Consider the following 23,174-nt stretch of genomic DNA (forward strand, 5'->3'; position numbering starts at 1 on the left):
ATGGGCACCACAGGTACACCCACCAAGATCACACAGGGTTCCAAGACCAAGGGCGGCATCGGCGAGTCGACGCTGCGCCCCGACGGCACCCTGAAGGTCACCGGCGAGTTCGCGTACTCCTCGGACATGTGGCACGAGGACATGCTCTGGGGCCACACCCTGCGCTCGACCGTCGCGCACGCCGAGATCGTCTCCATCGACGTGTCGGAGGCGCTCGCGCAGTCCGGTGTCTACGCGGTGATGACCTACGACGACCTGCCGGCCGAGATGAAGCACTACGGCCTGGAGATCCAGGACACCCCCGTCCTCGCGCACAAGAAGGTCCGCCACCACGGCGAGCCGGTGGCCATCGTGGCCGCCGACCACCCGGAGACCGCCCGCCGCGCCGCCGCCAAGATCAAGATCGAGTACCGCGAGCTGCCGCTCATCACCGACGAGGCGTCGGCGACCGCTCCGGACGCCGTCCTGGTCCACGAGGGCCGCGACGACCACCACATCGGCCACGTGCCGCACCCGAACATCGTGCACCGCCAGCCGATCATCCGCGGCGACGCCGACGAGGCCGCGAAGAAGGCCGACTTCATCGTCAAGGGCGAGTACACCTTCGGCATGCAGGACCAGGCCTTCCTCGGCCCGGAGTCCGGCCTCGCGGTGCCTTCCGAGGACGGCGGCGTCGAGCTGTACGTCGCCACCCAGTGGCTGCACTCCGACCTCGGCCAGATCGCCCCCGTCCTCGGCCTGCCCGAGGAGAAGGTGCGCATGACGCTCTCCGGCGTCGGCGGTGCCTTCGGCGGCCGCGAGGACATCTCGATGCAGATCCACGCCTGCCTCCTCGCGCTGCGCACCGGCAAGCCGGTCAAGATCGTCTACAACCGGTTCGAGTCCTTCTTCGGCCACGTCCACCGCCACCCGGCGAAGCTCTACTACGAGCACGGCGCCACCAAGGACGGCAAGCTCACGCACATGAAGTGCAAGATCGTCCTGGACGGCGGCGCCTACGCGTCGGCCTCCCCGGCGGTCGTGGGCAACGCCTCGTCCCTGTCGGTCGGCCCGTACGTGATCGACGACGTCGACATCGAGGCCATCGCCCTGTACTCCAACAACCCGCCCTGTGGCGCCATGCGCGGCTTCGGCGCGGTCCAGGCGTGCTTCGCCTACGAGGCCCAGATGGACAAGCTCGCCGACAAGGTGGGCATGGACCGGGTCGAGTTCCGCAGGCTCAACGCCATGGAGCAGGGCACGATCATGCCGACCGGGCAGCCGGTCGACTCGCCGGCCCCGGTCGCCGAGATCCTGCGCCGCATCAAGGCCCGCCCGCTGCCGCCCGAGCGCCAGTGGGAGTCCAGCGAGGGCGCCGACGTGCGCCAGCTGCCGGGCGGCCTGTCCAACACCACGCACGGCGAGGGCGTCGTACGCGGTGTGGGCTACGCGGTCGGCATCAAGAACGTCGGCTTCTCCGAGGGCTTCGACGACTACTCCACGGCCAAGGTGCGCATGGAGGTCATCAATGGCGAGCCCGTCGCCACCGTGCACACGGCGATGGCCGAGGTCGGCCAGGGCGGCGTCACCGTCCACGCGCAGATCGCCCGCACCGAGCTGGGCGTCACCCAGGTGACGATCCACCCGGCCGACACCCAGGTGGGCAGCGCCGGTTCGACGTCCGCGTCGCGCCAGACGTACGTCACCGGTGGCGCGGTCAAGAACTCCTGCGAGCTCGTCCGCGAGAAGGTCCTGGAGATCGGCCGCCGCAAGTTCGGCACGTACCACCCGGCGTGGGCCACCGCCGAACTCCTCCTGGAGGGCGGCAAGGTCGTCACCGACGGCGGCGAGGTCCTCGGCGACCTGGTCGACGTGCTGGAGGGCGAGACGGTCGAGATCGAGGCCGAGTGGCGCCACCGCCCCACCGAGGCCTTCGACCTGCGCACCGGCCAGGGCAACGGCCACGTGCAGTACTCCTTCGCCGCGCACCGCGCGGTCGTGGAGGTCGACACCGAGCTCGGCCTGGTCAAGGTCATCGAACTGGCCTGCGCCCAGGACGTCGGCAAGGCGCTCAACCCGCTGTCCGTGATCGGCCAGATCCAGGGTGGCACCACCCAGGGCCTGGGCGTCGCGGTCATGGAGGAGATCATCGTCGACCCCAAGACCGCGAAGGTCAGGAACCCCTCCTTCACGGACTACCTGATCCCCACCATCCTCGACACCCCGACCATCCCGGTCGACGTGCTCGAACTCGCCGACCCGAACGCGCCGTACGGCCTGCGCGGACTCGGCGAGGCCCCGACCCTGTCGTCCACCCCGGCCGTCCTCGCGGCGATCCGGAACGCGACGGGCCTGGAGCTCAACAAGACGCCGGTACGGCCCGAGCACCTCACCGGAACGTGATCCCGCACTGACGGATTCGATCCCCCCGCTCGGGGATCCGCTCGCTCCGATCCCCCGCTCAGGGATCAGTACAGCTCTCCGGGCGGTGTGTGCCTCCCAGGAACGTCACACTTCCGACGCCCACACCGCCCGGAGCCCCAGCTCCCCCTCTCGTCGAGGGAGACGTCGTTCGTCTCGGGCCGTCCCCCGGGTCGTGCAGCCAACGCACCATCCCAAATCCCGCAATCCAGCGGGTGCCCCTGTGAACCTTGGGAGTAGGCACCATGACCCAGTCGTCAGTGGAGCCCAGGACCACCGCAGAGGACGCGGGCCCCGGCTCACGCGTCCCGGCCGGAAGGTCCTGGCTCGACCGGTACTTTCACATATCCCGGCGGGGATCCACGGTCGCGCGCGAGGTGCGCGGCGGTATCACCACCTTCATGGCGATGGCGTACATCGTCCTGCTCAACCCCGTCCTGCTGTCCGGCAAGGACGCGGCGGGCGACACCATGGGCCAGAAGGCCCTGATCACCGCGACGGCGCTCGCCGCGGCGGTCACCACGCTCCTGATGGGGTTCGTCGGCAAGGTCCCCCTGGCGCTCGCCGCCGGGCTCTCCGTGTCCGGCGTGATCTCCTCGCAGGTCGCACCCGAGATGACCTGGCCGCAGGCCATGGGCATGTGCGTCATGTACGGCGCCGTGATCATGCTCCTGGTGGTCACCGGGCTGCGCGAGATGATCATGAACGCGATCCCGCTCGCCCTCAAGCACGGCATCACCATGGGCATCGGGCTCTTCATCGCCATCATCGGCCTGGTCAAGGGCGGCTTCGTGCACCCCGGCAAGGCCACCCCGCTCTCGCTCGGCCCGGCCGGTGAACTCTCCGGCTGGCCCGTGCTGCTCTTCGCCGGCACCCTGCTCCTGATCTTCATGCTGCAGGCGCGCAACACCCCGGGCGCGATCCTGATCGGCATCGTCACCGGCACCGTCGTCGCCGTCACGCTGAACGCGCTCGACGTCATCGACCCCAAGCAGTGGGCCAACGGCGCCCCCGAGCTGCACGGCAGCGCGGTCTCCTCGCCCGACTTCTCCCTCCTCGGCGACGTCGAGTTCGGCGGCTGGGGCGAGGTCGGCGCGATGACCGTCGGCATGATCGTCTTCACCCTGGTGCTCGCCGGCTTCTTCGACGCGATGGCCACCATCATCGGCGTCGGCACCGAGGCCAACCTCGCCGACGACAAGGGCCGCATGCCGGGCCTGTCGAAGGCGCTGTTCATCGACGGCGCAGGCGGCGCCATCGGCGGCGTGGCGGGCGGCTCCGGCCAGACCGTCTTCGTCGAGTCCGCGACCGGCGTCGGCGAAGGCGCCCGTACCGGCCTCGCCTCGGTGGTCACCGGTCTGTTCTTCGCGGCCTGCCTCTTCTTCACGCCGGTCACGGCGATCGTGCCCCAGGAAGTCGCGTCCGCCGCGCTCGTCGTCATCGGAGCGATGATGATGATGAATGCCCGGCACGTCGACTGGGCCGACCGTGCCACCGCCATCCCGGTCTTCCTGACCGTCGTGCTCATGCCCTTCACCTACACCATCACCACCGGTGTCGCGGCGGGCGTCATCTCCTGGGTCGCCATCAAGATCGCACAGGGCAAGGCCCGCGAGATCGGCGCCTTCATGTGGGGCCTGACGCTCGTCTTCATCATCTATTTCGCGCTCAACCCCATCGAGAGCTGGCTGGGCGTCCACTGAGGCGCCGTGCCCTCCGCACACCCGTAGAGCCTGAGGAGGCCGAGATGCTGGACATCGCCGACGAGCTGAGCCGGTGGGTCGAGCAAGGACGTGACTTCGCCGTCGCCACCGTGGTGGCGGTCGGCGGGAGCGCACCCCGGCAGCCGGGTGCCGCGCTCGCCGTCGACAGCGAGGGCACGGCGATCGGCTCGGTCTCCGGCGGGTGTGTGGAGGGCGCCGTCTACGACCTCTGCCGGCAGGCGCTGGAGGACGGCGAGACCGTCCTCGAAACCTTCGGATACAGCGACGAGGACGCTTTCGCCGTGGGCCTGACCTGCGGCGGCATCATCGACATCCTGGTCACCCCGGTCCGCGCGGACGCCCCGGCCAGGCCGGTGTTCGCCGCCGCCCTGGCCGCCGCGTCCGCGGGGGAGGCGGCGGCGGTCGCGCGGGTCACCTCCGGCCCCGCCGATCTCCTCGGCCGCGCCCTCCTCATCCGCGCCTCGGACGAGGCGGGGGAGTACGAGGGCGGCCTCGGCGGCCACCCGGAGCTGGACCGCACGGTGACGGGGGAGGCGCGCGCCCTGCTCGACGCGGGACGCACCACGACCGTGGAGATCGGCGAGGACGGATCGCGGTGCGGACAGCCGCTGGTCGTGCTCGTCGAGTCGAGCGTCCCGCCGCCCCGCATGATCGTCTTCGGAGCCATCGACTTCGCCTCGGCCCTGGTGCGCATGGGCAAGTTCCTCGGCTACCGCGTGACCGTGTGCGACGCGCGGCCCGTCTTCGCCACGGCGACGCGTTTCCCCGACGCCGACGAGATCGTCGTCGAGTGGCCGCACCGCTACCTGGAGAGCACCGAGGTCGACGGCCGCACGGTGCTGTGCGTGCTGACCCACGACGCCAAGTTCGACGTGCCGCTGCTGCGGCTCGCGCTGCGGCTGCCGGTCGCCTACGTCGGCGCGATGGGGTCGCGCCGCACGCACCAGGACCGCAACAAGCGCCTGCGCGACGTGGGCGTCACGGAACTCGAGCTGACCCGGCTCCGCTCGCCGATCGGCCTCGACCTGGGCGCGCGCACGCCCGAGGAGACGGCCCTCTCGATCGCGGCGGAGATCGTCGCCCACCGGCGCGGAGGCAGCGGAGTGTCCCTGACCGGCGCGCACACGCCCATCCACCACGACGGGTCGCGGTCCCCCTCGGGGCGGATCGGGTCGGTTGCCTGAGGGGTTTCGCGGTGGGCGGGGCGGATGGCCTTGCTCTGTGGCGGGCGGGGGTGAGGGCGCGGCGAGCAGCCGGCCCGGCGCCCCGGCCCGTCCGTCTTCGCTTCAGGCGCGGCCGTCACGTGGTCCAGGTCCGGTCGCGATGAGACGGTCCGCCGCGCGGCCGAACATCCGCCGGGCCACGGCCGCCAGTACGCCGTCGCAGAGCGCGGGCAGCCACCGTACGCGGAGGTCCTCGCGCCAGACGACGGTGCAGCCCGCCCCGGCGGACGCCGGGTAGACCTCGATCTCGGCCCAGCCCGTCACGAACGTGGCCCGCTTCTCCAGGCGGCACCGCCCCGGCGCGGCGCCGTCCGGCGGGCACCACTCCACGACCTCCATCACGTCGTCGAAGCCGACCGGGCCGAGCGCGCTGCGCGCGACGAAGACCGTGCCCACCTGGCTGGGCGGGGGAGTGCGGACGGTGACGTGGGTCAGCGGGACGACGTCGCCGTGCCGCTCCCAGGCGGTCAGCCGCCGCCAGACCTCGTCGGCGGGCAGGGACACGTCTCGGGTGATCTGGAAGATGGCCACGGCGTCGAGCCTGCCAGGTCGGCGCGCGGGCGGCAGCCGGGTCGCGGTGACCGTGACCTGTGGCCCCCGCCGGGACCGGGGCCGGGATCCGTAGCCCGAACCTCGACCGACCCACCGGCCGGGTACCCCTCACGGCAGGGCCTAGCGGTAGACCTTGCCCGGCTCCGCCTTGCCCGGCGCGAGCAGCTGCGGCACTGTCACGAAGACGTAGCCGCGCTTCTTCAGCTCGTCGATGACGCCGGGGACGGCCGGCACAGTCCCCTTGTAGATGTCGTGGAGCAGGATGATGCCGTCCCGCTTCGTCTGGTCGAGGACCCGCTTCTGGATCAGCTCGGAGTCATTGGTCGTGTAGTCCTTGGCCGTGACGGTCCACAGGATCTCCGAGAGGCCGAGCTCCTTGGAGAGCTTGTTGACGTCGTCGTTGGTGCGGCCCTGCGGCGGGCGCATCAGCGTCGGCTTCTTGCCTATGAGCTTCTGTATCGCCTTGTTGGGGCGCTCCAGCTCCTCGCGCGCCTCCGAGGGGTCGATCTTCGTCAGGATCTTGTGGGACCAGGTGTGGCTCGCGACCTCGTGGCCCTCGGCGTCCATCTGCTTCACGAGCTCGGGGTACTTCTCGATGTGGTTCTTGCCGAGCGTGAAGAACGTGGCGTGGACCTGTTTCTCCTTGAGGATCTCGAGCAGTCTGGGCGTGTTCTCGCTGGGGCCCGCGTCGAAGGTCAGCGCCACGCACTTCACCTTGCGGCAGTCGACGGCACCCGTCTTCCCCTGATCGACGGCCTTCACGGCCGCCGCCGCGTTGCGCACGGAGCTGGGCGAGGTCGTGTGGAGCTGTGTACACCCCGTCATCACGAGGGGGAGGGCCGCCCCCGCCGCGAGGACGGATGCGGTGCGACGGAACCTTTTGTGCGTTCGCGACATCTTGCTGCCGGAAGGGCTGTTCAGAAGGGGCATGCCAGCACTATACATAAGGTGTATACACCTGGTTTATAGTGCCCTTCCGGGAGCCGCCTGTCCTCACTCGGGCTGGATCAACCGGTCACTTTCCGTGTTCGGTGCCCCGGCGGGCGGGCGGCGTGGTCCCGACGACGGGGTCCTCCCTCGCGGGGTGGCCCCCGGCTCAGTGGGCCCGCGCCCAGCACTCGACGCCCGCGAGCAGGAGCGGGCCCGCCGTCCCGGCCAGACTCAGGACGGCGCGCCGCCCCGCCGCCCGCCAGAGGGGGCGGTCCCGCGCCTCGGGGGCCGCGTTCCGCTCCGCCGGGGGCCGGCCCTCCGTCGACTCGTCGTCTCCTCGAACCGCGTCCCGGTCGTCTCGCACGCCAACCTCCGCCACTCCAGGGCTCGTTGCCCTCGACCGCACCTGGTGTGCGGCCGGTGACCCCACCCTCGGGCCATACGGCGCCGCGACCCCGTACTCCCGGGCGGACCGGGTGAGCGGCGCACTATCCTGCTGGTCAGCGCCCTTGAGGGGCGGCGCCCGGATCACCCGTTCCGGCGCCCGGATCCCCTGTTCCGGGGAGAACGGGCGGGCGCGGGGCGCGGGATGGGGGAGGGCGCGGAGCGATGGGCGCGGCACGACACGAACTCTGGTTCCAACTGCACGGACTGCACGAACGGGCGAGGGCCGCCCGCCGCGCCCAGGGGCTGCCCGACACCCAGGCCGCGATGGAGCGTGAGCTCAGGGCCCGCGGCCCGGCGGGCGCGCGGGGCTTCTCCGGCCAGCGGATCAGTGACTGGGTGCCCGCGGAGGCGTCGCGCCTGGCCGTCCCCCAGGCGCGGAACGACGACCGTGTCGTCGCGCTCGCCCGCCTCTGGGCCGAGTGGGCCGGTGAGCCCCCGCCCGGACGCGGACTGCGCGATCTGCTGGACGAGGCGCGCGAGGAGCAGGCGCGTGAGCGGGCGGCGGCCGGTGGCGCGCAGCGGCCTCCCCGCGTCCACGTGACGGTACGGGACCTCACCCATTGGCGGCTGGAGGTCCGCCGCGCACGGCGTCCCGGCGCCCCCGACGAGACCGCGCCCCTCACCCCGTACCTCGTCCGCGACCACGACAACGCCCTGCGCGCCCACCTCAAGTCCGCCCTCAACGGCGGGAGTTCCGTGCTCGGTGTGCTGACCGGCGACTCGTCGACCGGGAAGACACGGGCCATGTACGAGGCGGTCCTGGACGTCGCCCCGGACCACCGGCTGGTGCGGCCGCAGACCGCCCGCGCACTCCTCGCCCAGCTGGCCGGCGGCGAGGTCGGCGACGGATGCGTGCTCTGGCTGAACGAGCTCCAGCGGATCCTGCACGACCGCGAAGGGGACGAAGCAGCCGCCGAGTTGGCCGCCGCCCTCCAGGAGCGCGCCGGCATCGTCGCCGTCGCCGCGCTCTGGGAAGACCCGTACTGGCACGAGTTCACCGCCCAGGGACGGCCCGGCGACCCCTCGCGGCACACCCGGACCCTGCTGACCGGGCCGCACGCCCGGCGCTTCAGGGTGCCCCGCACGCTGACCGCCGCGGAACGTACCCAGTGGCGGCGACTCGCCCTCGACCACCAGGACGTCCGCCTCCACTCGGCCGGACGCGCGGGCGCGGCGGACGGGCAGGTCGTCCAGCACCTGAGCGGCGGGCCCGAGATGCTGGCCGACTACCGGAGCGGACCCGGCGGCCACTTCACCCCGCGCGAGCACGCCCTGGTCACCGCCGCGCTCGACGCCCGCCGCCTCGGCCACCAGGCGCCGCTCCCCGCGCCCCTGCTGGCCGCCGCGGCCGACGGCGCCCTCGCCCCGTACGACCGGGCGCCCGCCGCGGACTGGGCCGGCCCCGAACTGGACGCGCTGACGGGCGGTGTCCGCGGGGACGGTCCGCGCCGCACCCTCGTACCGCTGAGCGCGGTGCGGGAGTTCGCGGGCGCGCCGCCCCGCTACGAACCCGCCGACTACCTCGTCCAGCACGCCGACCCCGGCCACCCGAGTCCGGCCGGCTCGGCGGCGCTGTGGGAGGCGCTCGTCCGGCACACGGCCGACCTCGAGGACCTGCACCGGCTCCAGGGTGCGGCCTGGCGGCGCGGGCTGGCCGGATACGCCCTGCGGCTGGACCGGCGGGCCGCGCTCGACGGCGCTTCGGACGCGTGCACACGCGTCGTCGAGCGCATGGCCGGGCACCCCGACGCCGAGCAGGCCGCCACCTGGGCGGCGTCGGCCCACCGGGACCCGTCCTACGGCCACGCGACCGCCCGGCTCCTCACCGCCCTGCACGGGGCGGGGTCCCCGGCGGCGCTGGAGACCCTCGCCCGGCGCGTCGTCGCGGCGGCCGACCCGGCCGACATCAGGGCCGTCACCGAACTCACGCGGCTCCTGGCCGGGCAGGGCGTCCCCGAGGATGTCGTCGCCCCTCTCGCCGACGCCCTGGTGGCCCAGGTGGACCGGGTCGACCCGGAGGCCGTCCTCTGGGTGCTGCGGGATCTGGCCGAGTCGCCCGCCCGCCGGGCCGTCGAACCGCTCGCCCTCCACGCGGCCACCCACGCCGCGCTGACGAGCACCTGGGGCCCGTCACTCAGTTGGCGTCTTACGCAGCTCCTGCGGGCGGTGAAAGCGGTCGGCGCGAGTGACGCGCTGGACACCCTCGTAGCCCGCGTCGTGGCTTGCGCCGAAGAAGGGGTGCCCGATGAACTCCCGTGGCTGACCGACGCGTTGCAGCAGGCCGGTGCCGACCACGCCGCCCGCATCCTCCTCGCCCGGGACCCGGCCGCCCGGATCGGCCTCACCGAGGCCGACGTCGTGCTCCGGCTGCTCCGTGTGCTGCGCGAGGCCGGTGACGACGACGGTGTACGCACCCTGCTCGCCCGCTCACCCGCCCGGCACGTCGACGTGGTCGGCCGCCCGGACCTCTACGACATCGGGTCCACGCTCTGCCTGCTCCTCACCGAGCTCCAGAACCTGGACGCGGACGAGGAGTTCGCGGTGCTCGCCGGGCGCGTGGCGGAGGGAGCCGACGTGCAGGGACCGGACGAGGTGGCGGCGTACCTCGACCTGTTCCACACCACCGGCCGCACGGACGACGCGCGCCGGCTGCTGGACCGCGCCCCGATGTCCGGCATCGACTACTTCGATCCGGCGGAACTGCGCCCGCTTCTGGATGTGTTGCTCGCTACCGGTGCGACGGCGGAGTTCGACGCGCTGGCCGCGTGCGTCGCCCGCGACGTGGAGATCACCAACCCGGACTTCGCCGACGAGGTCGTCCAAGTGCTGTGGGCGGCGGGCGAGGACCGGGCCATCGCCCCGCTGGTGGAGCGGGCGCTCGCCCACCGGCCGTGCGAGGAGATGGCCTTCCTGGTCGGCTCGTTGCGCCGGGCCGGGGCGGCGAAGGCCCGCACACGACTCGCCCGGCACCTCGCCGAGCACGTCGAGGCCCCGGACGTGAACACCATGGATCTGGTCCTCTGGGCGCTGATGCGGGCCGACGCCCCCGACGCCGTACGGATCCTGCTCGGCCGCGGACTCCTGGACCGTCTCGACGTGACCGACCACAAGGACTGGTGCACGCCCGCGGACCTCATCGAGACCCTCTGCGAGCTGGGGGAGACCGCGGCGGCGGCGTCGATCGCCGAACAGGCCGTCGCCACGATCGAACTCGGCGACACCTACGACGTCGGCGAGCTCATCGCCACGCTCACCGCCCACGACCTGACCGGCCCGCGTGGGCAGCTCGTCCGGCGGGCGGCCACGGGCGCCGCGCTGACCCACATGAACAGCGTCGCCCGGCTGATCGAGGCGTTCCTCGCGGCGGGCGAGACCGGGGCGGTGGAAGTGCTGCTGCGCCGCGACCCGCTCGCCCACGTCGACCGGGGCAAGGCGACGGACTCCTGCCACCTGGCGCTCCTGACGGCCCTGCGCAAGGCCGGGTCCCCGCGGGCCGACGAGTTCGCGCGGTGGGCCCGCACGGCCGGCCTGCTCCCCGTCGAGCCCCGGCCGCCGTACGGCTCGGAGCTCGACGACGGCCCTGCCGCCCCCTGGACGTGGGACCAACTCGTGCGGGCGGATCGGCATCTGACGTAACGCCAGGCGCGCCGCCGCACGGTGCCGGACTTGGTGCCGGGGCGCGAGTAGGCCGGCAGCTCCCGCGGCGGCCCCCGTCATGGCGGCCGAGCAGGGTCTCTCGCACGTAATGTTCGGACGCGAGAAGGGAACCGTCCGCCCCACGAGGAGGAAGATGTCATCGTCCCGCCGGCCTCGCGCCGCGCTCGCCATGTCGGACAGGGCGGCCGAGGCCGTCCTGGAGCCGCACGTCCTCACCTCCCTCGCCGAGCTCACCGACCTCGAACCGCCGCCGGTGCTGGACGACTTCGGTACCGGGCGGGCCCGCGCCGTGCTCGCCGGCGCCGAGCTCCTCGTCACCGGGTGGGGCTGCCCGCCGCTCACCGCCGAGGTGCTCGCGGGCGCCCCGCGGCTGCGCGCCGTCGTGCACACGGCAGGCTCCGTCCGCGCCCACGTCACCGACGCGTGCTGGGCGCGCGGCATCCAGGTGTCGTCCGCCGCCGCGGCCAACGCGCTCCCCGTCGCCGAGTACACCCTCGCGATGATCCTGCTCACCGGGAAGCACGTCCTGGAGAGCGCCCGCGACTTCCGGGCCTCCCGCACCGAGGCGGACTGGGTGCGCACGCCCCGCGACGTCGGCAACTACCGCCGCACCGTGGGCATCCTCTCCGCCTCGCTGATCGGCCGCCGCGTCATCGAACTGCTGCGCCCCCACGACCTGCGGGTGCTCCTGCACGATCCGTACGTCACCGACGACGAGGCCGCCGCACTCGGCGCGGAACTCGTCACCCTGGCCGAACTCTTCACCCGCAGCGACACGGTGAGCGTGCACACGCCGCTGCTGCCCGCCACTCACGGCCTGGTCGGTCCCGACCTGCTGGCGGCCATGCGGCCCGGCGCCGTGCTCATCAACACCGCCCGCGGCGCCGTCGTCGACCAGGACGCGCTCACCGAGGCCGTCACGGCGGGCCGCGTCCGCGCCGTACTCGACGTGACCGACCCTGAAGTCCTGCCGCCGGACCATCCGTTGTGGGAGAGCGACAACGCCCTCATCACCCCGCACATCGCGGGCTCCCAGGGCAACGAGTGGCGGCGCCTCGCCGGACTCGCCGTCGACGAGGTCCGCCGCTGGGCCGCGGGCGACGGCTTCGCCCATCCGGTGCCGTACGACCGACTGGCGTACCTCGCCTGAGCCGACGCGCGGCCACCTCCCCGTACCGCCTCAGCGCCCGACGCTGCGGTCCCGGTCGTGGTGCAGCAGCACGCGCACCAGCTGCCACACGGCGGCCGCGCCGCCCAGCGCGCCGCCGCTCCAGCGCAACGCCCTGTCGACGCCTCCCGGCAGATCCCAGACCAGGGCGGGCGCCAGCACGGCGCCGAAGACGAGGAGCCCGACGACCGACGCGCTGACGAGCGCGAAGACGATCTCGACGGTCATCGCGTCCTTCTCCCAGCGCGACTCGCGGCCCTTGTCCATGGACGGAGTGTCGCACAGCGCTTCGCGGAGGTTTCGTCGAGCCGACACGCGGGGTCTCACGTGCCGGTCAGGGAATCTGGCCGAATACCCCCTTGTGTCCGCACCTTGGGGGCCCGTTTCCGGCAGGGGTAAGGTTAGGCTAACCTCGCCTCGTGCATGAAGGTCACGAAGGTGAAGAGACCGGCGCGCCCCCGCGCCCCCCAGGTCATGAACTGTCCGCCACGGGCGTCACCGTGGCGTACGACGGTGTCGACGTCGTACACGACGCCTCGATGACGCTGCGGCCCGGCGACGTCACCGTCCTCGTGGGCCCCAACGGCAGCGGGAAGTCGACACTCCTGCGCACCCTCGCGCGGCTGCAACGCGCCCGTACCGGAACGCTCGTCGTCGACGGCGCGACCGACGGACTCGCGCTCGGCCCCCGCGAGTTCTCCCGGCACGTCGCCCTGCTCACCCAGGGCCGCCCGACCCCCAGCGGCCTGACCGTGCGGGACGTCGTCGAGTTCGGCCGCTACCCGCACCGGGGCCGCTGGGGCAGGGCCGACCCGGGAGGCCGGGCCGCGGTGGACCGCGCGCTCGCGCTGACCGGCGTGATGGAGCTCGCCGAGCGCGGCGCCGAGCACCTGTCCGGCGGGCAGCTCCAGCGCGTCTGGCTCGCCGGCTGCCTCGCCCAGGAGACGGGCGTGCTCCTGCTCGACGAACCCACCAACCACCTCGACCTGCGCTACCAGGTCGAACTCCTCGACCTCATGCGCGACCTGGCGGACGACCACGGCATCGCCGTCGGCGCCGTCCTGCACGACCTCGACCAGGCCGCGGCCGTCGCCGACCGGATCCTCCTGCTCTGCGCCGGACGGATCGTCGCGCACGGCGCCCCCGAAGACGTCCTGACCCCGGAGCGGCTCACCGACACGTACGGCATCCGCGTCGACGTCGACTCCGACCCCCGCACCGGCCGGCTGCGCACCCGCGCCATCGGCCGCCACCACTCGCGAAGCGAAAGGCTCAGCGCCACCCCATGAGACGCCTCCTGTTCACCGCGGCCGCCACCACCGCCGCGGCCCTCGCCCTGTCCGCCTGCGGAACCACCGAGCCCGCCGCCGACGACGACGCCAAGAAGAGCGCCGGTGCCCTCACGCTCACCGACGGCACCGGAACCGAGGTGCGCCTCGACGGACCCGCCGAGAAGGTCGTCGGCACCGAGTGGAACGCCGTCGAGAGCCTGATATCCCTGGGCGTCCAGCCGGCCGGCGTCGCCGACGTCAAGGGCTACCGGACGTGGGACACCGCGGCCCCGCTGACGAACGACCCCAAGGACATCGGCACCCGCGGCGAGCCGAGCATGGACACCCTCGCGTCCCTCAAGCCCGACCTCATCGTCGCCACCACCGACCTGCCCGCCGCGGCCGTGAAGCAGATGCGCAGGATCGCCCCGGTCCTCAACCTGCGCCCCGCCGACGCCGCGGACCCGATCGGCCGGATGACCGGGAACCTCGACCTCCTCGCCAAGGCCACCGGCACCACCGAGCGGGCCGGCAAGCTGAAGAAGGACTTCGAGGCGAAGCTCGCCGACGGCCGCAAGAAGCTCGCCGCCGCCGGACACGAGGGCGCCGCGTTCGCCTTCGCCGACGGCTATGTGACCGGCAACCAGACGTCGATCCGCCCGTACACCAGCGGCTCGCTGCTCGGCGCCGTCAACGAGAAGCTCGGCCTGAAGAACGACTGGAAGGTCAAGGGCGACAAGGCGTACGGCCTCGGCGCCACCGACGTCGAGGGCCTTACCAAGCTCGACGACGACGTGCGGTTCGCGTACATCGGCAACGACGGCGACAAGGGCAGCAACCCGTTCTCCGGCGTCCTGAAGAAGGACAAGGTGTGGACGTCGCTGCCGTTCGTGAAGAAGGGCCATGTGGACCGGCTGCCCGACGGCATCTGGATGTTCGGCGGTACCGAGTCGATGAAGCAGTACGTCGACTCCGTCGTCGCGGCGCTGACGAAGTAACCCCATGGCCGTCACCGCGACCACCACCGCCACCCGCCCGCCGGCCTCCGTTTCCCGCACGGGCGCGGCTGCGGTGACGGCCGCCCTGATCCTCCTCGTCGCCGCTCTCGCCGTCGTCGACATCACCCAGGGCGCGGCCTCCGCCGTCGGCCCCTCCGAGGTCTGGAAGGCCCTCACCGGACGGGCCGACACCGCCGACTCCTCCGTTGTCATCGCCTCCCGGCTGCCGCGCATGACGGCGGGACTGCTCGTCGGCGCGGTACTCGGCACGGCGGGCGCCGCGCTGCAGGCGGTCAGCCGCAACGTCCTCGCCTCGCCCGACACCCTCGCCGTCAACGCGGGCTCCTACCTCGCCCTCGGCCTGGCCGCCGCCACCGGCATCTCGCTGCCGATGCTCGCCTCCTCGGGCGTGGCGTTCGCCGGCGGCCTCGCGGCGGCGGCCGTCGTCCTCGGGCTCTCCGGCCTCGGCGCGGGCACCGTCCGCCTCGTCCTCGCCGGCAGCGCCCTCACCTTCGGCCTCACCGCCGTCACCGAGGGTCTGCTGCTGCTCTTCCCGCAGCAGACCGAGGGCCTCTACAAGTGGAACCAGGGCGGCATCGCGCAGAACGGCTTCGACGGCGTCCTGCAGATGGCCCCGGTCGCCCTGGCGGGCCTGGCCGGGCTGATCGTGCTGGCCCGCCGGGTCGACGCCCTCGCCCTCGGCGACGACACCGCGCGCGGTGTCGGGGTCCCGGTCCGCGCCACCCGCGTCACCGCCGTCGTCCTCGCCGCCCTGCTCTCCACGGCCGCCGTCACCCTCGCCGGGCCCATCGGCTTCGTGGGCCTGTGTGCGCCCGCCCTCGTACGCCCGCTCGCCCGCAGGTTCCGCGCGTTCACGCGATCCCGCGCGCGGCTGCCGTTCGCGGGCCTCACCGGCGCGGCCCTCGTGCTCGGCTCCGACGTGCTGCTGCGCGCCGTCGTGCCCCCGGACACCGCGGTCGCCGTGCCGACCGGCGTCGTCACCAGCCTGGTCGGCGCCGTCTTCCTCGTCGGCATGGCCGCGCGGGCACGGGACTCGGGAGGAGCCGCACCGGCCGAGCGGCTGCGCATCCGCAGCCGGACGGTCTTCGTCGTCACGACGGCCGTCCTGGTGACGGTGCTGGTCGGCCTGACGGTCGCCGCCGTGCTGATCGGCGACAGCCGGCTGCTCCTCGGCGATGTGGCCAACTGGGCGCAGGGGAGGGCAGGTCGGACCGTCTCGTTCGTCCTCGACACCCGCGTCCCGCGCGTCCTCGCCGCCCTGCTCGCGGGCGCCGCCCTCGCCCTCGCGGGCACCCTCATCCAGGCGGTGACCCGCAATCCGCTCGCCGACCCCGGGATCCTCGGCGTGACGAACGGCGCCGCGGTGGGCGCGGTGCTGCTCGTGACGACGGTGCCCCTGGCCGGCTCCTGGAGCATCGCCGCCGGCGCCTTCGCGGGCGCCGCCGCTGCCGCGCTCCTCGTCTTCGGCCTCGCGGCCCGGGGCGGGTTCCGGCAGAACCGGCTCGTCCTCGTCGGCTTCGGTGTCGCCACCGGGTCGGCGGCCGTCGTCAGCCTGCTGATCATCCTCACCGACCCGTTCAACGCGACGAAGGCGCTCACCTGGCTCGCCGGCTCGACCTACGGCCGGACCCTGCCCGACGTGACGCCCCTCGCCGTCGTCCTCGCCGCGGGCCTCGCCGTCGCGGTGGTGCGGCGCACCGAACTCGACATCGTGTCGCTCGACGAGGACACCCCGAAACTGCTCGGCCTGCGGCTGAGCCGCGGACGCCTCGGCTTCCTCGTCCTCGGCGTGCTGCTCAGCGCCGCGGCCGTGGCCGCGGCCGGCACGATCGGCTTCGTCGGGCTCGTCGCACCGCACGCGGCCCGGGCCCTGGTGGGCCGCCGGCACGTCCGGGTGGTGCCGGTCGCGGTGCTCCTCGGAGCGATCCTCGTGTGCGCGGCGGACCTCGTGGGCCGGACGGTCATCGCACCGGCACAGCTCGGCGCCGGACTCATGACCGCGGTGATCGGAACGCCGTACTTCCTCTATCTCCTGGTACGCAGTCGACGGTGATCCCGCGGCGTACGCGGCAGACGGCGACCCTGCGCCTGCGCGGCCGAACGGTGGCCTGCCCCGTCCCGCGCGGGAGCGTCAGGCGGACGACGCGCAGGGCACCCGCTCGAGGCGCTCGCGCAGTGTGCCGCCGAACTCCTCGGCCCGGCCCAGCTGTTTGCGCAGGTCGGCGACGCGCTCGGCCGTGAGCTGCTCGAAGTGCCGGACGCGCAGCAGGAGCGCCTCCAGTTCGGCGCCTTCCGGTGGTTCGGGCGCGTCGAGCCGGTCGGTGGCGTGCAGCAGGTCCCGCATCTGATCCAGGGTGAAACCGAGCGGCTTCATGCGCCGGATCACCATCAGCCGTGCGACGTCGGTCCTGGTGTAGAGCCGGAATCCGCCCTGGGAACAGGCGGAGGGGGTGACCAGACCGGTGTCCTCGTAGTACCGGATGACGCGCAACGACAGCTCGGTCCGTGCGGCGACTTCGCCGATCTGCATGTGCTCACTGCTCACGCGGACGCCCTTCCGTATCCGTCGCCGGGGCCGTGATCGGCCTCGTCTCCCGCTGGGGCCGGGGCCGACCGACGATGATCTCTCCCGTAACGTTAGGTAGACTAAGTGATCGTCGGGATGGGTCGTGCGATGCCGCGCCCATGATCGGGACGGTTCCTCCGTTTCCCGCACCCGACCGCCGCGCCGGGGCCGCCGCCGTCCCCGCCCGCGTACCGTTCCCGGCCGTGTCCGGCGAAGACCGACGCCCGCAGGAGTGAGTGTGCGCATGCCCCCGTCGCCGAGCGCCGCCACCTGCCCGCCGTGATCCTGCGCCGTATGCCCGCCCTGACCCACCGCCGTGTGCCCCCTCGCCTCGTGATCCCCTGCTCCGTGAGCTACCGCTTCTGAGGGGGCGCGCCCGGCTGTGGTGGGCCCGGCCGCACCAGCGCCGCCGTCATCTTCCGCCCGCCGCGACGGGCTCCGCGGATCTCCGCCCGGTCTTCCGCGCTGTTCCGCACGTCCCACGGTGCCCGAATCCAGGCGCCGCCGGTGCCGTGCCCGAGCACGACAGGTTCCGCTTCTCTTGTCCTCCTCCCTACCGTCCCCGGCCGCGCGGCTGCGCGCGCTGCGCCCCGACTGGCTGCACGACCCGAGGGTCTGGCGCACCGAGATCCTCGGCGGCCTGGTCGTCGCGCTCGCACTGATCCCCGAGGCGATCTCGTTCTCGATCATCGCCGGCGTCGATCCCGCGATCGGCCTCTTCGCGTCGTTCACGATGGCCGTGACGATCTCCGTCGTCGGCGGCCGGCGCGCGATGATCTCCGCCGCGACCGGCGCCGTCGCCCTGGTCATCGCGCCGCTCAACCGCGAGCACGGCCTGGGCTACCTGGTCGCCGCGGTGATCCTGGCCGGCGTCTTCCAGATCGTTCTCGGCGCACTCGGCGTCGCGAAGCTGATGCGGTTCCTCCCGCGCAGCGTGATGGTCGGCTTCGTCAACGCGCTCGCCATTCTGGTCTTCATGGCCCAGGTCCCCGAGATGCACGACGTGCCCTGGCCCGTCTATCCGCTGCTCCTCGGCGGGCTGGCGCTGCTGGTCCTCCTCCCGAAGGTCACGCGGGCGGTCCCCGCGCCGCTCGTCGCCATCGCCGTCCTGACCGCCGTCACGCTCGCCGCCGGGATCGCCGTCCCGACCGTCGGCGACAAGGGCGACCTGCCGTCCTCGCTGCCGGTACCGGGCCTGCCCGACGTGCCCTTCACGCTCGACACCCTCACCACCATCGCCCCCTACGCCCTCGCGATGGCGCTGGTCGGCCTGATGGAGTCGCTGATGACGGCGAAGCTCGTCGACGACATCACCGACACCCACTCCTCCAAGACCCGCGAGTCGATCGGGCAGGGCATCGCCAACATCGTCACCGGCTTCTTCGGCGGCATGGGCGGCTGCGCCATGATCGGCCAGACGATGATCAACGTACGGGTCTCCGGCGCCCGCACCCGTCTCTCGACGTTCCTCGCGGGCTCCTTCCTGATGGTGCTCTGCGTCGTCTTCGGCCCGGTGGTCTCGGACATCCCGATGGCCGCCCTGGTCGCGGTGATGGTGATGGTGTCCTTCGCGACCTTCGACTGGCACTCCATCGCCCCGAAGACCTTGAAGCGGCTGCCCGCCGGGGAGACCGCCGTCATGGTGATCACCGTCGCGGTCGTGGTCGCCACGCACAATCTCGCGATCGGCGTCGTCGTCGGCACCGTCACCGCGATGGCCGTCTTCGCCCGCCGCGTCGCCCACCTCGCCGACGTCACGGCGGTCGTCGACCCCGACGGCACGCAGGTCGTGTACGCGGTCACCGGCGCGCTCTTCTTCGCCTCCTCCAACGAACTCGTCAACCGGTTCGACTACGCGGGCGACCCCGGCAAGGTCGTCATCGACCTGACCTCCGCGCACATCTGGGACGCGTCCTCGGTCGCGGCGCTCGACGCGGTCACCGGCAAGTACGAACAGCGCGGGAAGCGGGTGGAGATCATCGGGCTGAACGAACACAGCGCGCGGATGCACGGGGCGCTGAGCGGGGAGCTGACGAAGAGCTGAGGCCGCTGAGGCCGCTGGGGTGTTTGAGGGGGCAGCGAGGCGCAACTGGGGTGCCCTTAGCAGCGGTTGAGGTCAGCCCCCTACGGGGCATTCCAGGGTCTTGCCGGATATCGGTCGGCGTCCACGGCGGGCGAAGATCGAGACCGGACGAGGCGAGGGAGCGGTCACCGTGGGGGAGCGTCAGGTGGGGAGCGAGGGCCACGGTCACGGGCGGCAGCGCGGCCGGCGACGGTGGCTGTCACGTGGCGGGCGGGCACCTTTGGGATGGGGTGCGGTGCTCGCCGTGCTGGTCGGCACGGTTGGCGCGGTCGGCTTCGGGGGCGCGGAGGCTGCGCGGGCGACGGGCGGGACAGGCTCGGCGACGCCGGTGGCTTCGGTGGCTTCGGCGACCCCGGTGGGGAAGAGACCGGTGCCGGGTCCGCCGGCGGGTGCGGGCTCACGCGTCGCGTGGCGGCCGTGCGAGCAGGACGCGTCGGCGGAGTGCGGCGCGCTGTCGGTGCCGGTGAACTGGGAGGAGCCTGGCGGGGAGCGGTTCGATCTCCGGCTGGCCCGGCGCAGGGCCACCGACCCCGGAGCGCGGGTCGGCTCCATGGTGTTCGGCCCCGGCGGGCCGGGGGACTCGGGCGTGGAGCGCATCGTGGGCCAGGGCAACATGGCCCGGTTCAGCGACAGACTCCGCGGCCGCTTCGACATCGTCAGCTTCGACCCGCGCGGCGTGGGGCTCAGCAACCCGGTCCGCTGCTCGCAGCGGCTCCTGGACCGCCGCCCGCCGACGGTCATCGAGGACCAGGCCGCCTTCGACGCCACGGTGAAGTACAACCGCGAGCTGCGCGCGGACTGCCGGAAGAACACCGGGCACGGCCTCTTCGACCACGTGGACACCCTCAGCATGGTCAAGGACCTCGACGCGATCAGAGCGGCGCTGGGCGAGCGGTCCCTGACCTTCCACGGCAGTTCGTACGGCACGCTGCTCGGCGAGCAGTACGCGGAGCGGTACCCGAAGCGGATCCGCGCCCTGGTCCTGGAGTCGGTGGTCGACCACAGCCTGGGCACGCGCGACTTCCTCACCACACAGGCCGCGACGCTGCAGGACTCCTTCGACGAGTTCGCGGCGTGGTGCGACCGGGCCGAGGACTGCGCGCTGCACGGCTCGGACGTACGGACGCTCTGGAGGGACCTCCTGGCCGGGGCCGAGCGCGGGGACCTGTCGGAGGGCGGCGCGAAACTGGCGCCGTTCGATCTCAACGTCCAGGTGATGAAGCGGCTGTACGACCCCGAGTGGCGGGGGCTCGCGGAGTTCCTGAACGGTCTGAGCGAGGACGGAAGCGGCGGCAAGGGCACGAGGGCAGCCGGGGCCGAGGCCACAGCCACGGGAAAGGCCGTGAGTAGAGGAGCCGACAGCCTGGGGAGCAACCCGTTCGAGATCTTCTGCCAGGACTGGCGGCTCCCGGTGCGCGACTACCAGGACTACGCGCGGGAGTTGCGCCACGTCGCCGAGGCGGCGCCGGACATGCGCTACCCCCGTGCCCTGATGTCCATATCCGCCTGCCTCGGCGCACCGAAGCCCGACAACCCGCAACACCGCCTGAAGGTGCGGAACACCCGCCCCATACTCCTGACCAACTCGGTCCACGACCCGGCGACCGGTTACGGCTGGGCCACCTCCGTCGCCCGGCAACTGGGCCGCCACGCCGTCCTGCACACCTACGAGGGCTGGGGCCACGGCACGTACAGCAGCAGCCCCTGCGCCCGTCGGACGGTCGACGACTATCTGATCGAGTCGAAGGTCCCGGTCCATGGGGCGAGCTGCCCGGCCGTGGAGCCGAGTGGCTGAGGGGAACAGCAGGTGAGGGGAACAGGGGGCAGCGGGGACAGCCGCCCGGGCAGCAGTCCCCCGGCCCCCGGCCACCGGGTCAGACACCCGCGGTGTCGCGCCGGGTGAAGCGGTGCCACCAGTGGTGCCGACGGGGATGGACGGCACGGCCGAGGCGGCGGCCCAGGAAGAGATATCCGAGCAGCGCCCCCGCCGTGTTCAGGATGACGTCGTCGATGTCGAAGGTGCGCCCGGTCACGAACGCCCCCTGGGCCAGTTCGACGAGCACCATGGTCACCGCGGTGGCCAGACCCACCCGGATGAGGCCGCGGGTGCGCGGCAGCACGACGGGCAGCAGCAGTCCGAACGGCACGCCCAACAGGATGTTCCCGCCGAGCTGCTTGACCGTGTCGCGGAAGGCGGGTTGCGAGAGGTAGTCGCCGATGGAGTCGCCGGGGGTGAAGTTGCTGTGGGTCAGCGCCTCCGAGGCCGCCGACGGCTCCAGCGTCAGCCGGGCGAGCACCACACCGAACGCGACCATGCCCGCGAACGCCACCAGCATGGTCGCCGCCCGGGCCAGCGGTGACAGCGGCGCGGCCCGCGGGGGCGCGGTCCGGTCGAGTCGCTCACCAGCCGTCTCGGTGCGCCCGGTCCTGTACCCCTCGCCATGAGGACGCGCCGCCTTGGTGCGCGCCGTCCTGGAGCTCGTCGTCTTGGGGCGCGCGGACTTCGAGCGACGTATTCGTGCCATCAGTGCCTCCAGAAAGGGCCATGCCCATCGGCCGGTTGATGGCGGCGTCGTCCGATGACCGCCGCAGGGCCGCCGGGCCGGGTCACGTCGGTTCGGTGCGGCCGAACAGGCCGGCGTGCCCGGGCGGGAGCTGGGTGAGGATGCGGCGCAGCAGCGCGTCGTCCGCCGTCCACGCGAGCGCGCCGAGTACGGCGGTGACGGCGCGGCGCGCCCCGGCCGGGTCGTCACCGGTCCGCGCGGCCACGGCGTCGACGAACTCCAAGGGGGTGAGCGGCTCGCTGGCGGGCTCGGCCTCGGCCAGCACCGACCCGCGCTGTTCGGGGAGCAGGCGGGCGAGGTCGGTGCGGTCGTCGCCCACCAAGTGGGCGCCCAGTATGGCCAGGACGTTGTCGACGGCTCCCGCCGCCTGCTGACGACTGGTGAAGTCTCCGCGCTCCTGCACCTGATCGAGCAGTGTCTCCAGGGATGTGCCCATGCTGACTCCGTGCCTCTGGGGTCCGGTTCCAGCTCCGGTTACCCGGACGGGCCGACCTGATGCGTGCGGTACTCCCACCGTGCGACGAGGCCTTACCGCACGGCGGCTCGCGCGCGGTCCATCTCCACCGTGAACTGCGCCCCGGCGAGCAGCGCCAGATTGGACACCCACAGCCAGACGAGGAAGACGACGACGCCCGCGAGGGAGCCGTACAGCTTGCCGTAGGTGCCGAACCAGGAGGCGTACAGCGTGAACAGACCGGAGGAGAGCAGCCAGAGCACCGCGGCGAGGAGCCCGCCGGGCAGGATGTGGCGCCAGTCGCGGGCCTCGGGCGGCGCGTTCCGGAACAGGACGAGGACGAGCAGCAGCACGAGACAGACCAGGGCCGGCCACCTCAGGACGGCCCAGGCGTTCTGCCCCGCGTCCCCGAGGCCGATGCGCTGCCCCACGCTCTCGGCGAAGGACCCGCTGACGACGAGCAGCAGCGCGCTGGCGACCAGCAGCGCGAGCAGCGACACCGCCGTCATCAGCACGCGGTGACCCTTGCGCCAGGCGGGCCGGGTGTCCGCGACGCCGTGCATGGCGTGCAGCGCGCGCCGGAACACCGCCGCGTAACTGGAGGCGGACCACAGCGCGCTGACCCCGCCGGCGATCACGACGGTGAGGGCGGCGGAGCGCGCGTCGGCCATCTCGCTGAGCGCCGAGTGCAGGGAACGCCCCGACTCCGCCGGCGCCCAGTCGGCGACCTCGGCGATGAGCGCCTGAGTAGTGGCGGGGCTGACCAGGCTGATGAGGCTGGCGCTGACGAGCATGGCGGGGAGGAGGGCGAGTATCGCGTAGTACGTCAGGGCCGCCGCCCAGTCCGACACGTCGTCGTCCCACATCGCCACGGGGGTGCGGCGCAGCGCGGTACGCCGCAGTGCCCAGGTCGACGGGGTGTCGGCCGACGGGGAGGCGGGGGTGGAGGTGGCCCCGGGTTCGTCCGTGGGGGAGGGGCCCGCCGCGCGGCCGTGCGGGAGGTGGAGGGGAACGCCGTGCACGGGGGGCGTCGGACTGTCCATGGAGGTGCTCCTTCGTGCAGGTCGGCGGCGGGGCTGCCACCTATCGGTCCCGTGTTCCCTTGTTCTCTCGTGT

At 72.8% G+C, this 23,174-nt stretch carries 18 protein-coding genes; 10 read left to right on the plus strand and 8 right to left on the minus strand.

Going from position 1 to position 23,174, the window contains the following annotated elements:
• The 3 genes from ACZ6B8_RS08740 to ACZ6B8_RS08750 all read left to right on the plus strand — a co-directional run bounded on the left by ACZ6B8_RS08740 (position 1) and on the right by ACZ6B8_RS08750 (position 5,308).
• Entirely contained in the window at positions 1-2,382 is a 2,382-nt protein-coding gene (locus ACZ6B8_RS08740; RefSeq protein WP_471077706.1) for a xanthine dehydrogenase family protein molybdopterin-binding subunit, read from the plus strand.
• Positions 2,383-2,645: 263 nt separating this feature from the next.
• Entirely contained in the window at positions 2,646-4,103 is a 1,458-nt protein-coding gene (locus ACZ6B8_RS08745) for an NCS2 family permease (RefSeq protein ID WP_471606718.1), read from the plus strand.
• A 44-nt stretch (positions 4,104-4,147) separates the two neighbouring features.
• Positions 4,148-5,308, plus strand: coding sequence for an XdhC family protein (locus ACZ6B8_RS08750; RefSeq protein WP_471606719.1), 1,161 nt, complete (start codon positions 4,148-4,150; stop codon positions 5,306-5,308).
• A gap of 102 nt (positions 5,309-5,410) precedes the next feature.
• Here the strand turns inward: ACZ6B8_RS08750 and ACZ6B8_RS08755 are convergent, their stop codons facing one another.
• From ACZ6B8_RS08755 to ACZ6B8_RS08765, 3 genes are all read right to left on the minus strand, one after another.
• Positions 5,411-5,878, minus strand: a complete 468-nt coding sequence (locus tag ACZ6B8_RS08755) for an SRPBCC family protein (RefSeq protein WP_471606720.1) — start codon at positions 5,876-5,878, stop codon at positions 5,411-5,413.
• A gap of 141 nt (positions 5,879-6,019) precedes the next feature.
• Entirely contained in the window at positions 6,020-6,796 is a 777-nt protein-coding gene (locus ACZ6B8_RS08760; protein ID WP_471078481.1) for a polysaccharide deacetylase family protein, read from the minus strand.
• A 199-nt stretch (positions 6,797-6,995) separates the two neighbouring features.
• The gene (locus ACZ6B8_RS08765) at positions 6,996-7,193 is read right to left on the minus strand and encodes a hypothetical protein (protein ID WP_471606721.1); all 198 of its coding nucleotides are present in this window, start codon (positions 7,191-7,193) and stop codon (positions 6,996-6,998) included.
• A 245-nt stretch (positions 7,194-7,438) separates the two neighbouring features.
• Between ACZ6B8_RS08765 and ACZ6B8_RS08770 the strand changes: the two genes are divergently transcribed.
• Both ACZ6B8_RS08770 and ACZ6B8_RS08775 read left to right on the plus strand, forming a co-directional pair.
• Complete coding sequence (locus ACZ6B8_RS08770; RefSeq protein ID WP_471606722.1) at positions 7,439-10,912, plus strand: hypothetical protein; 3,474 nt, start codon at positions 7,439-7,441, stop codon at positions 10,910-10,912.
• A 154-nt stretch (positions 10,913-11,066) separates the two neighbouring features.
• Complete coding sequence (locus tag ACZ6B8_RS08775) at positions 11,067-12,083, plus strand: hydroxyacid dehydrogenase (RefSeq protein ID WP_471077723.1); 1,017 nt, start codon at positions 11,067-11,069, stop codon at positions 12,081-12,083.
• Between the two features lie 30 nt (positions 12,084-12,113).
• Here the strand turns inward: ACZ6B8_RS08775 and ACZ6B8_RS08780 are convergent, their stop codons facing one another.
• Positions 12,114-12,368, minus strand: coding sequence for a DUF6332 family protein (locus tag ACZ6B8_RS08780; protein ID WP_471077726.1), 255 nt, complete (start codon positions 12,366-12,368; stop codon positions 12,114-12,116).
• Positions 12,369-12,520: 152 nt separating this feature from the next.
• On the opposite strand from ACZ6B8_RS08780, the gene ACZ6B8_RS08785 reads away from it, so the two are divergent.
• Genes ACZ6B8_RS08785 through ACZ6B8_RS08795 form a run of 3 tightly spaced genes read left to right on the plus strand, consistent with a single transcriptional unit; the run spans position 12,521 to position 16,444 of the window.
• Positions 12,521-13,390 carry an ABC transporter ATP-binding protein gene (locus tag ACZ6B8_RS08785; RefSeq protein WP_471606723.1) on the plus strand — a complete coding sequence of 290 codons (870 nt, stop codon included), beginning with the start codon at positions 12,521-12,523 and terminating at the stop codon, positions 13,388-13,390.
• Positions 13,387-14,370 carry an iron-siderophore ABC transporter substrate-binding protein gene (locus tag ACZ6B8_RS08790; RefSeq protein ID WP_471606724.1) on the plus strand — a complete coding sequence of 328 codons (984 nt, stop codon included), beginning with the start codon at positions 13,387-13,389 and terminating at the stop codon, positions 14,368-14,370. Before ACZ6B8_RS08785 ends, ACZ6B8_RS08790 begins: the two co-directional genes overlap by 4 nt.
• 4 nt (positions 14,371-14,374) lie before the next feature.
• On the plus strand, positions 14,375-16,444 hold the full coding sequence (locus ACZ6B8_RS08795) for an iron ABC transporter permease (RefSeq protein WP_471606725.1): 2,070 nt from the start codon (positions 14,375-14,377) through the stop codon (positions 16,442-16,444).
• 78 nt (positions 16,445-16,522) lie between these two features.
• On the opposite strand, the gene ACZ6B8_RS08800 is transcribed toward ACZ6B8_RS08795, so the two are convergent.
• Positions 16,523-16,936, minus strand: coding sequence for a MerR family transcriptional regulator (locus ACZ6B8_RS08800; RefSeq protein ID WP_471606726.1), 414 nt, complete (start codon positions 16,934-16,936; stop codon positions 16,523-16,525).
• 562 nt (positions 16,937-17,498) lie between these two features.
• On the opposite strand from ACZ6B8_RS08800, the gene ACZ6B8_RS08805 reads away from it, so the two are divergent.
• A complete protein-coding gene (locus ACZ6B8_RS08805) occupies positions 17,499-19,001 on the plus strand; it encodes a SulP family inorganic anion transporter (protein ID WP_471606727.1) in 1,503 nt (500 codons plus the stop codon).
• Positions 19,002-19,410: 409 nt separating this feature from the next.
• Positions 19,411-20,835 (plus strand): alpha/beta hydrolase, encoded by a 1,425-nt coding sequence (locus ACZ6B8_RS08810; protein WP_471606728.1) that lies wholly within the window; start codon positions 19,411-19,413, stop codon positions 20,833-20,835.
• 79 nt (positions 20,836-20,914) lie between these two features.
• Here the strand turns inward: ACZ6B8_RS08810 and ACZ6B8_RS08815 are convergent, their stop codons facing one another.
• From ACZ6B8_RS08815 to ACZ6B8_RS08825, 3 genes are all read right to left on the minus strand, one after another.
• A complete protein-coding gene (locus tag ACZ6B8_RS08815) occupies positions 20,915-21,565 on the minus strand; it encodes a VanZ family protein (protein WP_471077748.1) in 651 nt (216 codons plus the stop codon).
• An 82-nt stretch (positions 21,566-21,647) separates the two neighbouring features.
• Positions 21,648-22,040: a DUF2267 domain-containing protein gene (locus ACZ6B8_RS08820; protein ID WP_471606729.1), complete on the minus strand. Its 393-nt coding sequence runs from the start codon at positions 22,038-22,040 to the stop codon at positions 21,648-21,650.
• 92 nt (positions 22,041-22,132) lie between these two features.
• Positions 22,133-23,101: a YihY/virulence factor BrkB family protein gene (locus tag ACZ6B8_RS08825; protein ID WP_471606730.1), complete on the minus strand. Its 969-nt coding sequence runs from the start codon at positions 23,099-23,101 to the stop codon at positions 22,133-22,135.
• Between the last annotated feature and the right edge of the window lie 73 nt (positions 23,102-23,174).

The organism is Streptomyces sp. NPDC041122 (assembly GCF_055592445.1).